Annotated in this window: 12 protein-coding genes and 2 tRNA genes; 10 read left to right on the forward strand and 4 right to left on the reverse strand. The window is 71.0% G+C overall.

What is annotated here, in order from left to right; genetic code table 11:
- Nucleotides 1–188 precede the first annotated feature (188 nt).
- Complete coding sequence (locus ACFYZY_RS13725; protein ID WP_388693098.1) at nucleotides 189–782, forward strand: biotin transporter BioY; 594 nt, start codon at nucleotides 189–191, stop codon at nucleotides 780–782.
- Between the two features lie 91 nt (nucleotides 783–873).
- On the opposite strand, the gene ACFYZY_RS13730 is transcribed toward ACFYZY_RS13725, so the two are convergent.
- Entirely contained in the window at nucleotides 874–2,322 is a 1,449-nt protein-coding gene (locus ACFYZY_RS13730; RefSeq protein WP_388693100.1) for an amino acid permease, read from the reverse strand.
- 196 nt (nucleotides 2,323–2,518) lie between these two features.
- Here ACFYZY_RS13730 and ACFYZY_RS13735 point away from each other — a divergent pair, with 196 nt between their 5' ends.
- The 3 genes from ACFYZY_RS13735 (at nucleotide 2,519) to ACFYZY_RS13745 (ending at nucleotide 5,085) form a co-directional block, all read left to right on the forward strand.
- Nucleotides 2,519–3,013, forward strand: coding sequence for a ribose-5-phosphate isomerase (locus ACFYZY_RS13735; RefSeq protein WP_386334915.1), 495 nt, complete (start codon nucleotides 2,519–2,521; stop codon nucleotides 3,011–3,013).
- Nucleotides 3,013–3,822, forward strand: coding sequence for an Fpg/Nei family DNA glycosylase (locus tag ACFYZY_RS13740; RefSeq protein WP_388693102.1), 810 nt, complete (start codon nucleotides 3,013–3,015; stop codon nucleotides 3,820–3,822). The genes ACFYZY_RS13735 and ACFYZY_RS13740 overlap by 1 nt, the downstream gene beginning before the upstream one ends.
- 114 nt (nucleotides 3,823–3,936) lie before the next feature.
- Nucleotides 3,937–5,085, forward strand: a complete 1,149-nt coding sequence (locus ACFYZY_RS13745) for a PP2C family protein-serine/threonine phosphatase (RefSeq protein ID WP_388693104.1) — start codon at nucleotides 3,937–3,939, stop codon at nucleotides 5,083–5,085.
- A 90-nt stretch (nucleotides 5,086–5,175) separates the two neighbouring features.
- Here ACFYZY_RS13745 and ACFYZY_RS13750 read toward each other — a convergent pair whose 3' ends face one another.
- Nucleotides 5,176–6,297 carry an acyltransferase family protein gene (locus tag ACFYZY_RS13750; protein ID WP_388693105.1) on the reverse strand — a complete coding sequence of 374 codons (1,122 nt, stop codon included), beginning with the start codon at nucleotides 6,295–6,297 and terminating at the stop codon, nucleotides 5,176–5,178.
- A gap of 313 nt (nucleotides 6,298–6,610) precedes the next feature.
- On the opposite strand from ACFYZY_RS13750, the gene ACFYZY_RS13755 reads away from it, so the two are divergent.
- Entirely contained in the window at nucleotides 6,611–6,805 is a 195-nt protein-coding gene (locus tag ACFYZY_RS13755; protein WP_190156661.1) for a hypothetical protein, read from the forward strand.
- 71 nt (nucleotides 6,806–6,876) lie between these two features.
- On the opposite strand, the gene ACFYZY_RS13760 is transcribed toward ACFYZY_RS13755, so the two are convergent.
- A complete protein-coding gene (locus ACFYZY_RS13760; RefSeq protein ID WP_388693108.1) occupies nucleotides 6,877–8,445 on the reverse strand; it encodes a hypothetical protein in 1,569 nt (522 codons plus the stop codon).
- A gap of 169 nt (nucleotides 8,446–8,614) precedes the next feature.
- Nucleotides 8,615–8,688, reverse strand: a tRNA-Gly gene (locus ACFYZY_RS13765).
- A gap of 144 nt (nucleotides 8,689–8,832) precedes the next feature.
- Between ACFYZY_RS13765 and ACFYZY_RS13770 the strand changes: the two genes are divergently transcribed.
- From ACFYZY_RS13770 to clpX, 5 genes are all read left to right on the forward strand, one after another.
- Nucleotides 8,833–8,909 (forward strand) — tRNA-Pro (locus ACFYZY_RS13770).
- A 171-nt stretch (nucleotides 8,910–9,080) separates the two neighbouring features.
- Complete coding sequence (gene tig / locus ACFYZY_RS13775) at nucleotides 9,081–10,460, forward strand: trigger factor (protein ID WP_388693110.1); 1,380 nt, start codon at nucleotides 9,081–9,083, stop codon at nucleotides 10,458–10,460.
- Nucleotides 10,461–10,775: 315 nt separating this feature from the next.
- The gene (locus ACFYZY_RS13780) at nucleotides 10,776–11,393 is read left to right on the forward strand and encodes an ATP-dependent Clp protease proteolytic subunit (protein WP_388693112.1); all 618 of its coding nucleotides are present in this window, start codon (nucleotides 10,776–10,778) and stop codon (nucleotides 11,391–11,393) included.
- A gap of 62 nt (nucleotides 11,394–11,455) precedes the next feature.
- Nucleotides 11,456–12,115 carry an ATP-dependent Clp protease proteolytic subunit gene (locus ACFYZY_RS13785; protein WP_388693221.1) on the forward strand — a complete coding sequence of 220 codons (660 nt, stop codon included), beginning with the start codon at nucleotides 11,456–11,458 and terminating at the stop codon, nucleotides 12,113–12,115.
- Between the two features lie 173 nt (nucleotides 12,116–12,288).
- Nucleotides 12,289–13,572 (forward strand): ATP-dependent Clp protease ATP-binding subunit ClpX, encoded by a 1,284-nt coding sequence (gene clpX / locus ACFYZY_RS13790; RefSeq protein ID WP_030210686.1) that lies wholly within the window; start codon nucleotides 12,289–12,291, stop codon nucleotides 13,570–13,572.
- The last annotated feature ends 57 nt before the right edge of the window (nucleotides 13,573–13,629 follow it).

Here is a 13,629-nt window from a genome sequence, read left to right on the forward strand (position 1 = left end):
GCAAAAGGGACGTCTCCTGACGATCGACCAGTGACGAGGGTCACGTGGCGCCCGGCGTGTGAACCGTTCTTTGTCGGAACTCCATGAAGCGGCCGCCTCCCGCTTTGTCGGCCGCTGACGGTGATCGAACGTTCACTCCTGGCATAGCGTCAACCTGTCCCTTCCATCCTCACCCCCGCGGAGTACCGATGAGCACCGCCGCCGCCCCCGTCCGCTCCCTCCGGGCGGGCACCGTCCTCGCCGACCTGATCCCCGCGAGCCGCGCCCGCGACATCGCCCTGGTCGTCGGCGGCGCCGCCCTCACCGGTCTCGCCGCGCAGATCTCGGTCCCGGTCCCCGGCTCCCCGGTCCCGGTCTCCGGCCAGACGTTCGCCGCCCTGCTCGTCGGCACCGCCCTCGGCGCCCGCCGGGGCTTCCTCTCCCTCGCCGTGTACGCCCTGGTCGGCATGGCGGGCGTCCCGTGGTTCGCCGAGGCGAAGTCGGGCTACGCGATGCCGTCCTTCGGCTACGTCCTCGGCATGCTCCTCGCCGCGACCGTCGTCGGCGCCCTGGCCCGCCGCGGCGCCGACCGCTCGGTGCTCCGCACGGCCGGCGCGATGGTCCTGGGCTCCGCGATCGTCTACGCGGTCGGTGTGCCCTACCTGGCCCTCGCCACCGGCATGACCCCCGGCCAGGCCGTCGCGGCCGGCCTCACCCCGTTCCTGATCGGCGACGCCCTCAAGGCGGCCCTCGCGATGGGCGTCCTCCCGGCCGCCTGGAAGCTCGTGGGCCGCAGGGGCTGAGCCCCGTACGCACGTGAAGAGGGCCCCGGCGGAACGCGCCGGGGCCCTCTTCACGTCCGTACGGACGCGGTTCTCACGCGCGGTGGCGCGGTCACCGCTCCAGGGGGGCCTTCGGGGAGGTCTTCGCGACCCGCTCCCTGACCAGCGCCACCGCGACCACGAGCGCCGCCACGAGCAGCGAGAGCAGGACCTGCTCCCGGGCGTCGCCGCCGTCGTAGATCATGTAGCCGAGGACGAAGACGATCATGCCGATCGTCGCCCAGGTCAGGTACGGGAAGAGCCACATCCGCACGACCAGCTTCTCCGGCGACTCGCGCAGGATGATCCCGCGCATCCGCAGCTGGGTCACGCAGATGACCAGCCAGACGAAGAGCGCCACCGCGCCGGAGGCGTTCAGCAGGAAGGCGAAGACGGTGTCCGGCCACTCGTAGTTGAAGAAGACGGCGACGAAGCCGAAGACGACCGAGCCGAGGATCGCCGCCCGGGGCACGCCCCGCTTGTTGACGCGGGCGAACGCCTTCGGCGCGTCGCCGCGCCGCCCGAGCGAGAAGGCCATGCGGGAGGCGGTGTAGAGGCCCGAGTTCAGGCAGGACAGGACGGCCGTCAGGACGATCACGTTCATGACCTGGCCGGCGTGCGGGATGCCGATGGAGTCGAGGGCGGCGACGTACGAGCCCTTCTCGACGATCGCCTTGTCGTTCCACGGCAGCAGGGTCAGGACGACGAGGATCGAGCCCAGGTAGAAGACCGCGATCCGCCAGATCACGCTGTTGGTGGCCTTGGAGACCGCGCGCTGCGGGTCCTCCGACTCGCCGGCCGCCAGGGTGACGATCTCGCTGCCCATGAAGGAGAAGACGACCATCAGCACGCCGGTGAGGATCGCGCCCGCGCCCATCGGGAAGAAGCCCCCGGTGTCGGTGAGGTGCGCGAACCCGGCGCCCGGGTTGTCCGAGCCGGGCAGCACCCCGAAGGCCGCGAGCAGGCCGACGACGACGAAGGCGCCGATGGCGACGACCTTGATGCCGGCGAACCAGAACTCGAACTCGCCGTAGGAGGCGACCGAGGCGAGGTTGGTGGCGGTGAGTACCAGCATCACGATCAGCGCCCAGCCCCACTGCGGCACGGCCGGGACCCAGCCCTCCAGGATCTTGGCGCCCGCGGTCGCCTCGACGGCGAGCACGACCACCCAGAAGAACCAGTACAGCCAGCCGATGCTGAAACCGGCCCAGCGGCCGAGGGCCTGGTCCGCGTAGGCCGAGAAGGAGCCGGAGGAGGGCCGGGCGGCGGCCATCTCGCCCAGCATCCTCATCACGAAGACGACCATGACGCCCACGAGGGCGTAGGAGAGGAGGATCGCGGGCCCGGCGGCGGCGATGCCGGAACCGGAGCCGACGAAGAGGCCGGCGCCGATGACGCCGCCGATGGCGATCATCGAGAGGTGGCGGTTCTTGAGGCCCGCCTTGAGGCCGTCGGGGGAGTCGGGCGTTCCGGGGGTGCCGGCCGTCCCGCCGTCCTTCGTCAGGGTCGGTTGCGTGTTCATGGACGCTTCCTCGTGTCTGGGGGGTGCTCGGGTCGCGAGCCCCGGTATTCAACCCCGTGGAGGGGGATGATCGGAATACCCCATTCCGGATTGTTGCGCGGACGGTTCCCCGGAGGGCGAAGGTCCGTACCGGGCCGGGCGGAGGACCCGACCCCGCTGCCGGATACCCGGGTCCGGACGTGCCACACTCGGCTCCATGCGCGTCTACATCGGTTCCGACCACGCCGGCTACGAACTCAAGAACCACCTCGTCGAGTGGCTGAAGGCCCACGGCCACGAGCCCGTCGACTGCGGTCCCCACGTCTACGACGCCCTCGACGACTACCCGCCGTTCTGCCTGCGCGCCGCCGAGCGGACGGCCGCCGACCCGGACTCCCTGGGCATCGTCATCGGGGGCTCCGGCAACGGCGAGCAGATCGCCGCGAACAAGGTGAAGGGGGTGCGCGCCGCCCTCGCCTGGAGCGAGCAGACCGCCGCCCTCGGCCGCGAGCACAACAACGCCAACGTGATCTCGGTCGGCGGCCGGATGCACACCCGGGAGGAGGCGACCAAGTTCGTGGAGATCTTCCTGAACACGCCGTACTCGGGCGACGAGCGCCACACCCGCCGGATCGACATGCTCACCGCGTACGAGAACACCGGCGAGCTGCCCCCGATCCCGGCCCACCACCCGCAGGAGCCGACCGCCTGATGCCCGAGGGGCACACCATCCACCGGCTGGCCGCCGACCACCGCGAACGGTTCGGCGGCCGGCCCGTGCGCGTCTCCAGCCCCCAGGGCCGGTTCGCCGACTCGGCGGCCCTGCTGGACGGTGCCGTCCTGGAGACCACCGAGGCCCACGGCAAGCACCTCTTCCTGGGCTTCGCGGGCCTCGGCCAGGTCCACATCCACCTCGGCCTCTTCGGCCGGGTGGCCTTCGGGGGCGCCCCGGCCCCGCCGCCCGCCGACACGGTCCGGTTGCGGCTGGCGAACCCCGAGGCGTACGTGGACCTGCGCGGCCCCACCACCTGCGCCCTGATCACGGACGACGAGAAGCGGGCGATCCACGACCGCCTCGGCCCCGACCCGCTCCGGGACGGCGACGACCCGGACAGGGCGTGGCGCCGGATAACGAGGTCCCGCACCACGATCGCCGCGCTGCTCATGGACCAGAAGGTCGTCGCCGGCGTCGGCAACGTCTACCGCGCCGAGGTCCTCTTCCGGCACGGCATCGACCCGTACCGCGCCGGCAAGGACCTCACGGCGGGGGAGTGGGACGCGATCTGGACCGACCTCGCCGCACTGATGCGCGAGGGCGTCCGGCTCAACCGCATCGACACCGTACGGCCCGAGCACACCCCCGAGGCGATGGGCCGGCCGCCCCGCGTCGACGACCACGGCGGCGAGGTCTACGTCTACCGCCGCGCCCACCTGCCCTGTCTCGTCTGCGGCACCGCGGTCCGCACGGCCGGCCTGGCGGCCCGCAACCTCTTCTGGTGCCCCGGCTGCCAGACCCGCTAGCGGGCGGCGCCGGTCCGGAGCGGAGGCACGACGCCCCCTCCGCGTCGCCCTTCCGCGTTCCGTCACCGGGGTACCCCTACGCGACACCGGCCGGGATGGATAGGGTCCAGCCCAATGGGACACCGCACGGGAGTGGACACGTACGCGGCCCGGACGCGCAGGCGCGCACGCCGGGTCCGCACCGTGCTGCGCAGATCCGCCGTCGACCACTTCCGGGGGGACGGCGCCGACTGGCTCGCCTTCGCCGGTCTCCTCCTCATGATCCCGGCCATCGCCTGCGGCACCCTCCTGAACCCCGTCTGGTGCGCGCCCACCGCCCTCGCCCTGCCCATCGTGGCCGGCGGCCTGCTGCTGCGCCCCGCCAGCCTGCTCGGCCTGTACGCGGCCGCCGCCGGCGCCCTCATCGTCGAGTCCGTCGTCCTCGGCCCGTACACGCGGGGCCCCGCCCGGGTCACCCCCGGCACCGTCCTGGTCGTCGCCGCCTGCGGCTTCTTCGGACTCCTCATCGCCCAGTTCCGGGCCCGCGTCGGCGTGCCCTGGCGGCGCGGCGGCACCATGCTCTTCGACCTGCGCGAACGCATCCGCGTCCAGAGTGCCCTGCCCCGGCTCCCCGCGGGCTGGCACCGCGAGATGGCGCTGCGCCCGGCCGGCGGCCAGTCCTTCTCCGGCGACTTCGTCGTCGCCGCCCGCACGCACGACGGACGCACCCTGGAGGTCGTCCTCACCGACGTCTCCGGGAAGGGCATGGACGCGGCCTCCCGTTCCCTGCTGCTCTCCGGCGCCTTCGGCGGCCTCCTCGGCTCGCTCCCGCCGCACGGCTTCCTGCCCGCCGCCAACGGCTACCTGCTGCGCCAGGACTGGGACGAGGGCTTCGCCACCTCCGTCCACCTCGTCCTCGACCTGGAGTCCGGCGACTACGAGCTCTACTCCGCCGGGCACCTGCCCGCCCTCCAGCTCCACGCGGGCAGCGGACGCTGGGAGGAGAAGGCCGCCGAGGGCCCGCTCCTCGGCGTCTACGACGGCGCCGAGTTCCACCCGGTCAAGGGCTCCCTGCGCCCCGGCGACGTCCTCATGCTCTTCACCGACGGGCTGGTCGAGGCCGCCGACCGGGACATCGCCGAGGGCATCGACCGGCTCACCGGCGAGGCCGACCGCTGCGTCGCCGAGGGCTTCGAGGGCGTGGCCCGGCACCTCATCGAGGCCGTCGCCAAGGACGTCAACGACGACCGGGCGCTTCTGCTGATCAGCCGCCGGCCGCACTGAGGGCGGCGCCCCGGGCCCCGGGCCCCGGACACGGCGACGGCCCCGGACCGTCCCGCGCGGGGAGGGTCCGGGGCCGTACGGAAGGGCGGGTCAGGCCGGCTTGGCCGGCGCCGTCTCCTTGCGGAAGGCCCAGGGCATGTCGGGCTCCGTCACCCACTTCAGGGCCTTGCGCACCGGAGGGGTGCAGAGCAGGGTGATCGCCGTCATGGCGACCAGGGTGACCACCACCCGGCCCGGCGCCGTGGTGAGCCACGGGTGGTCCTCGAAGAGGTCCAGGTAGTCGGCGCCCCGGATGAGGAAGCCGTGCAGGACGTAGCCGCAGATGGTGCCGGACCCGAGGACCGTGAACCAGCGCCGGGTGCCCGGGACGAGGGAGAGGAACGCGGCCATCAGCACCAGCGTGCCCAGGAAGAGGACCCCGACCAGGAGCAGGCCCCACACCACACCGGCGTTCAGCTCCTGCACGCTGCGGGAGCGGTAGAACCAGTTGAGGTAGAAGGCGGGCGCCTGCCAGTAGAAGAACGGCACCGCGGCGGCGAACACGGCGGCCGAGGCGATCCGTACGGGCCGCCGCCGCAGGAGCGCGAAGTGCTCCGGCTTCATGCACAGCCCGATCACGAAGTACGGGAGGAGCTGGAGCACCCGGGTCAGGTCCAGGGCCCCGCCGATGGCCGGGGTGACCGAGGCGAGACCGGCGATCACCAGGGAGGTCGCCACCGGCCACCGCACGACCCGCCAGAACGGCGAGGTCAGCCGCCAGGCGAACAGCGCGATCAGGAACCACATCAGGTAGGTGGGGTGGAGCAGGCTGATCGGCCGGGGAGCTCCCGTCCCCCACCGGGTGAACAGCGTGTACGCGACCTCGAAGACGACGTACGGCACGGCGACACCGGTGAGCAGGCGCTTGAGCTGGTCGGGCCGGCCGGTGTAACTGCGGGACAGATAGCCCGATATCAGGATGAAGACGGGCATGTGGAAGGTGTACACCAGCATGTAGAGCCCGCGCGTGGCGCGGCTTCCCTCGATCACCGTGGGCCAGACGTGGCCCATGACGACGAGCAGGATCGCGAGGTACTTCGCGTTGTCGAAGTACGGATCGCGCGCGGTGGGCGTGCGGGTGGTTCCGGCCTGTTCCGGCGTGGTCGGCGCGTGCTCCGGCGTCCGCTCCTCGGAGAGCGGCGCTCTGGTGCTGTGCTGTGTGGCGGAGGACATTCGCGGACCCTAACCGCGCCGTACTTTCGGTTGAACCCCTTGAGCGAAGAGGGGCAATGCGCGCAAACAGGGCGCTGCTAGGTCATTTGTTCCCGTCGGTTAAGCCTCATATGCGGGTAAGTCGGGCATGGTTGTGTGATTGTGCCTTTTCTCTCTCCGGGGTCATGGAGGAGATCCGTTTCCCCGGCGGCCCGACGCTTCGTCACCGGGCGGCGCGGGCAGGGTGGTTGGTGGCACCATGGGGGCATCGGGGGCGCGGGTGACGTGCGGCCTCCGGCCGGCAAGGCGGGACCGACCGAGGGTGTGATCTGTTGTGGCCATTTCGCTGTCTGTGGTGTTGCTGTTGGCGATCATCATGGTGGTGCTGATCCGCGGGGGGAGCCTCAAGGGCGGTCCCGCCGTGGTCGCGGTCCTCTTCGGCTTCTTCCTCGCCTCCACCGGGATGGCCGACGACATCCAGCGCTTCCTGGACTCGATAACGCAGACGGTCGCGTCCATCAAGTTCTGAGCGGGCGCGTCGCGCGCACGGCGAAGGGCCCCGCCGAGACCGGCGGGGCCCTTCGTGCGGGACCGGTCGGCTCAGAACAGCCGCGTCCCGGCCGGTACCGCGCCCCGGACCGCCTCGGGGGCGGCCGGAGCCCCGTCCGCCCGCACCGGACGCAGGGCGAGCCCGCCCCGCCGGTCACCGGTGACCAGGTCGATGCGCTCGTCCCCGGTCAGGTCCCCGACGGCGACCAGCGACGGCACCTGCCGGACGCCGAACCCGGAGGCGGCGACCGTCACCGGCGCGACCAGCGCGTACGGGGTCTCCGTCCCGTAGTCGACGCCGAAGAACTCCAGCGTGCCGCTGCGGGTGTCCCGCGCCCAGTACGTCCCCGGGAGGGCGCCCGGGTTCGTGTCCGAGGCGACGAGCTCCTTGGTGTCCCAGCCGCTCGCGGCGAGGACCGCCGGCTCCGCGACGCGGATGCCGTTCCCGCTCGTGTGCACGTCGAAGTGGAGCAACTGCCCGTTCTTCACGACGACCAGGCCCGGGTTCCCGTAGTCCTGGGTGCTGAGCGCGAACCGGGTGACGCCGGACCAGTCGAACCCGGCGATCTCCACCGGCTCACCGAAACCGCCCTCGCCGTTGCCCGGGTACGCGTACAGCCGGCCGTTCCGCAGCGCCACGAGGTCGTTGCGTACATCGTTCGCCTCCTGCTGCCCGTACCGGTTGATCAGCCGGCCGGCCCGTGCCACCCGCGTGTCCGTCCAGTCCCGGGTGTCGGCCACGGCCGGGGCCGCGAAGCCTCCGCCCTCCAGGCCCGCGAGCAGCGTCAGCCGGCCCGCCGCGTCGACGCCGAGCAGATCGGGACGGCCGTCACTGTCGTAGTCGCCGAACGGCTCGATGAACGGGGAGGTGACCCAGTAGTCGGCATGCGCGGTGTCGGAGAGGTTGCCCGCCCGGTCGAAGGCCCGCACCCACACGCTCGCGGGTCCGGTGCGCTCCGGGGTCACGAACGTCGTGGTGGTGGTGCCGTCCGCGCCGACCGGGACGCGGCGGTCGGCGGCGCAGCCGTAGGTGCCCGTGGCGACGAGCGGGTCGAGGCAGAAGTACGCGGCCTCCGTCCCCGCCGGCAGGCTGACGCGCACCGTTCGGACGGTCCCGGAAGGTGCTCCGTTCGGGTACGACGCCGTGTCCAGGAACTCGACCGCGGGAGCGGCGGGCCGGGTCTGGTCCGTGCCGAACCCGCACGGCGCGGTCCATGCCGAGGCGCCGCCCGCGCGCTCCACCCGGGCCTGCCACCAGTACGGGCCCTCCGCCGGGATCCGGTCCTTGGGGACCACCAGGGTGGCCACCGATCCGAGCGACGTGGCAACGGCGACGTCGACGACGGGAGTCTCCGCGGCGCCCTCCTTCCAGACCCGGAACCGGGCGTCCAGGGAGTGCCCGTCGGACGTCTCGCCCACGGTCCGGACGGACAGGCTGACGTCGGTGTTCCCCACCCAGGGCAGCTCGCCGCCCGTCACGCACCCGCCCGGCCGCGCCGTCGGCTCGGCCGCCGTGTACGGGAACTCCGCCGCGAACGCGGGCTCCCCGCCCAGCAGCCCCGCCGCGCAGGCCAGCGCGAGCGCGGCCACCGCGGTGGATCTTCTCGTTCTCTTCCTCATGAGGCCCCTCCCCGGATCCGTCGATCGACGACTGGTCGACCAGGGAGAACGTAGCCACCGGCCGGGCGGGAGCGCGCGCGAACAACGCGGACCGACGGGTCGGAGCCGGTACGTGGCCGGGAGACGACCGCGGCCCGGATCGCGCGAGGCGAACCGGGCCGTGGACCTGTGGAGCGGGTGACGGGAATCGAACCCGCGTAGCTAGTTTGGAAGACTAGTGCTCTACCATTGAGCTACACCCGCACAGCATCGCGCCGCAGGTCACCAGGACCGCGGCACGAAGAGCATGGTAGCGGGTCCGCACCCCTCTTCGCACACCCGGAGCGCGCTCCGCGAAAGAGGGAGCGCCGGACAGTCCCCGTGCATGTACCCTACGTGTCGCACCGACGGGGTGTGGCGCAGCTTGGTAGCGCGTCCGCTTTGGGAGCGGAAGGCCGTGGGTTCAAATCCCGCCACCCCGACCACGACGACCGTATGTCCGCCCCGGGCGTTCTTGATCATGTTGTGGCCGTCCTCCCGCTTGCGGTTACTATGCAAGCTGCGTGCCCGTGTGTCTTTCTGACCGGGCCGATCGGCCGGAACCGCTTCGCGCGGGCCCGGCGGAATCCAGGAATCAGCCACAAGGAGACCGAACCGTGAAGAGCGCCGTGGAGACCCTGAACCCGACCCGGGTTCGGCTCACTGTCGAGGTGCCCTTCGAGGAGCTCAAGGACAGCCTCGACGCGGCGTACAAGAAGATCAACCAGCAGGTCACGGTCAAGGGCTTCCGCAAGGGCAAGATCCCGGCTCGCGTGATCGACCAGCGGTTCGGCCGCGGCGCCGTGCTGGAAGAGGCCGTCAACGACGCGCTCCCGAAGTTCTACACCGAGGCCGTCAACGAGGCCGAGGTCAACCCGCTCGGCCAGCCCGAGGTCGACATCACCGAGCTGAAGGACGGCGAGCTGCTGGCCTTCACCGCCGAGGTGGACATCCGCCCGGCGATCGAGATCCCGGACTACTCCGGCATCGAGGTCACCGTCGACCCGGTCGAGGTCACCGACGAGGACGTCGAGAAGTCCGTGGAGCAGCTCCGCGAGCGCTTCGCCTCGACCTCCCCGGTCGAGCGCGCCGCCCAGGACGGCGACGTCGTCACCATCGACCTGGAGGCCAAGGTCGACGGCGAGGTCCTGCCCGACGGTGTCGCCAGCGACGTCTCGTACACCATCGGCTCGGGCGAGCTGCTCGACGGCATCGACGAGGCCGTCAAGGGCCTGGAGGCCGGCGGCGAGGCCACCTTCACCTCGCAGCTGAAGGGCGGCTCCGCCGAGGGCAAGGACGCGGAGGTCACCGTCAAGGTCACCGCCGTCGCCGCCCGCGAGCTTCCCGAGCTGGACGACGAGTTCGCGCAGATGGCGTCGGAGTTCGACACCCTCGACGAGCTCAAGGCCGACAGCCGCAAGCGCCTCGAGAACATGAAGCAGTTCGACCAGGCCACCCAGGCCCAGGAGCGCGTCCTCGACGAGCTCCTCAAGCTGGTCGAGGTCCCGATGCCCGAGAAGCTCCTCGAGGACGAGATCAACACCCGCAAGCACAACCTGGAGCACCACCAGCTCGGCCAGATGGGCATCGACCTCGCGAAGTACCTGGAGCTCCAGGGCAAGACCGAGGAGGAGTTCCTGGCCGAGACCAAGGAGCAGGCCGAGAAGGGCATCAAGACCCAGTTCATCCTGGACGAGCTGGTCAACCGGGAGAAGCTCGACGTCTCCCGCGAGGAGCTCACCGAGCACCTGTTCCGCCGTGCCGCCTCCTCCGGCATGAGCCCCGACCAGTTCGCCCAGGCCGTGGCCCAGGGCGGCCAGGTGCCGATGCTCGTCGGCGAGGTCGCCCGCGGCAAGGCCCTCGCGGTCGTCGTCGAGGCCGCCAAGGTCGTCGACACCAACGGCGAGGTCGTGGACCTCTCCGACGACGAGGACGAGGCCGACACCGCCGTCGAGGCCGCCGACGCCGAGGGCTCCGAGGGCTCCGAGGAGAAGTAGGCCGGGGAAGCGGCGAGGGGCCCCGCGCCCCCGCCCGGTCCCGTCCCGCGGGCCCGTACGCACCGACCGTGCGTACGGGCCCGCGGGCGTACCGGGGGGCCTTCCGGGGACCCGGCGCGGGCCGGGCCGGGAGGGCCCCGCGCGCCCGCCGGAAGAGCCCCGCGGCGCCCCAACTACCTTGCGCTCCCAGCGAACAGTTCGGGAACCGGGATGGCGTTGTCCCACCTGCGCGTTAGGGTCCATGAATACGGGGCAGTGCCCTCTGAACGAGACGCTGAGACGGCCCCGGGCCGTCGGAGACGAGCAGGTGGATACGTGACGAATCTGAAGCCTTACGCCGCGGGTGAGCCGTCCATCGGTGGCGGCCTCGGCGACCATGTCTACAACCGGCTGCTCGGCGAGCGCATCGTCTTCCTCGGCCAGCAGGTCGACGACGACATCGCCAACAAGATCACCGCCCAGATGCTCCTCCTGGCCGCCGAACCGGACAAGGACATCTACCTCTACATCAACAGCCCCGGTGGCTCGGTGACGGCCGGCATGGCCGTCTACGACACCATGCAGTACATCCCGAACGACGTCGTCACCATCGGCATGGGCATGGCCGCCTCCATGGGCCAGTTCCTGCTGACCGGCGGCACCCCCGGCAAGCGCTTCGCGCTGCCGAACACCGACATCCTGATGCACCAGGGCTCCGCCGGCATCGGTGGCACCGCCTCGGACATCAAGATCCAGGCCGAGTACCTCCTGCGCACCAAGAGGCGCATGGCCGAGATCACCGCGCACCACTCCGGCCAGACCGTCGAGGCGATCATCCGCGACGGCGACCGCGACCGCTGGTTCACCGCGGAGGAGGCCAAGGACTACGGCCTCATCGACGAGATCATCTCTGCCGCTTCGGGCGTTCCCGGCGGCGGCGGCACGGGCGCCTGAGCCCCGCCGGCCAGCTCAAGAGCCCCAGCCCACCGAACGCCACCAGGACGGTGAACACCCAGATGTACAACAACCTCTCCATGAGCGGCCTCCACACCGGCGCGCCGATGGACAACCGTTACGTCGTGCCCCGCTTCGTGGAGCGCACCTCGCAGGGCGTGCGCGAGTACGACCCGTACGCGAAGCTGTTCGAGGAGCGCGTGATCTTCCTCGGCGTGCAGATCGACGACGCCTCCGCCAACGACGTCATGGCGCAGCTCCTGTGCCTGGAGTCGATGGACCCGGACCGCGACATCTCGATCTACATCAACAGCCCCGGCGGCTCCTTCACCGCGCTGACGGCGATCTACGACACGATGCAGTTCGTGAAGCCCGACATCCAGACGGTCTGCATGGGCCAGGCGGCCTCCGCCGCGGCCGTGCTGCTCGCCGCCGGCACCCCCGGCAAGCGGATGGCCCTGCCGAACGCCCGCGTGCTGATCCACCAGCCCTCCGGCGGCACCGGCCGCGAGCAGCTCTCCGACCTGGAGATCGCGGCCAACGAGATCCTGCGCATGCGCAGCCAGCTGGAGGAGATGCTGGCCAAGCACTCCTCGACGCCGATCGAGAAGATCCGCGACGACATCGAGCGCGACAAGATCCTGACCGCCGAGGACGCCCTCGCGTACGGTCTGGTGGACCAGATCGTCTCGACCCGCAAGAGCACGGCCGCCACGGTCTGACGCTCGACCTTCCCCTGGCACGGTGCACACGCCCCGGACGGCCTCGTGGCCGAATCGCGACCATGTGAACCGTGCCAAGGGGGGCCCGAACGGGGGGCCCGGCAAGGTACCGTCGAATATGAGGCACCAGGAGTCGCTGAACCAAGCACTCCCAGGCGAAGGGGAAGCACCTCGTGGCACGCATCGGTGATGGCGGCGACCTGCTCAAGTGCTCGTTCTGCGGAAAGAGCCAGAAGCAGGTGAAGAAGCTCATCGCGGGACCCGGTGTGTACATCTGCGACGAGTGCATCGACCTCTGCAACGAGATCATCGAGGAAGAACTCGCGGAGACGAGCGAGGTGCGCTGGGAGGAACTTCCCAAGCCCCGCGAGATCTACGAGTTCCTCGAGGGGTACGTCGTCGGGCAGGAGCCCGCGAAGAAGGCCCTCTCGGTCGCGGTGTACAACCACTACAAGCGCGTCCAGGCCGGTGAGAACGGCGGCGCGCAGGGCCGGGACGACGCCATCGAGCTGGCGAAGTCCAACATCCTGCTCCTCGGCCCCACGGGCTCGGGCAAGACGCTGCTCGCGCAGACCCTGGCCCGGATGCTGAACGTCCCGTTCGCCATCGCCGACGCGACGGCGCTGACGGAGGCCGGCTACGTCGGCGAGGACGTCGAGAACATCCTGCTCAAGCTGATCCAGGCGGCCGACTACGACGTCAAGAAGGCCGAGACCGGGATCATCTACATCGACGAGATCGACAAGGTCGCCCGCAAGAGCGAGAACCCGTCGATCACGCGCGACGTCTCCGGCGAGGGCGTGCAGCAGGCCCTCCTGAAGATCCTGGAGGGGACCACCGCCTCCGTGCCGCCGCAGGGCGGACGCAAGCACCCGCACCAGGAGTTCATCCAGATCGACACGACGAACGTGCTCTTCATCGTGGGCGGCGCCTTCGCCGGCCTGGAGAAGATCATCGAGTCGCGGGCGGGCGCCAAGGGCATCGGCTTCGGGGCGACCATCCGCTCCAAGCGCGAGATCGAGGCGAGCGACCAGTTCCAGGAGGTCATGCCGGAGGACCTGGTGAAGTTCGGGATGATCCCCGAGTTCATCGGCCGTCTCCCCGTCCTCACCTCCGTCCACAACCTGGACCGCGAGGCGCTCCTCCAGATCCTGGTCGAGCCGCGCAACGCGCTGGTGAAGCAGTACCAGCGCCTCTTCGAACTCGACGGCGTGGAGCTGGACTTCGACCGCCCGGCCCTGGAGGCCATCGCCGACCAGGCGATCCTGCGCGGCACCGGCGCGCGCGGCCTGCGCGCCATCATGGAGGAGGTCCTCCAGTCGGTGATGTACGAGGTCCCGTCCCGCAAGGACGTGGCCCGGGTCGTCATCACCGCGGACGTGGTCCGCGACAACGTCAACCCGACGCTGGTGCCGCGGATCGTGAAGAACGACGGCAGGCACGAGAAGTCGGCCTGACGGCACCACGTACGCGTGAGGGGCGCCCCGCCGGACCGGCGGGGCGCCCCTCACGCG

This window comes from Streptomyces sp. NPDC001744 (genome assembly GCF_042892575.1).
GTDB lineage: Bacteria > Actinomycetota > Actinomycetes > Streptomycetales > Streptomycetaceae > Streptomyces.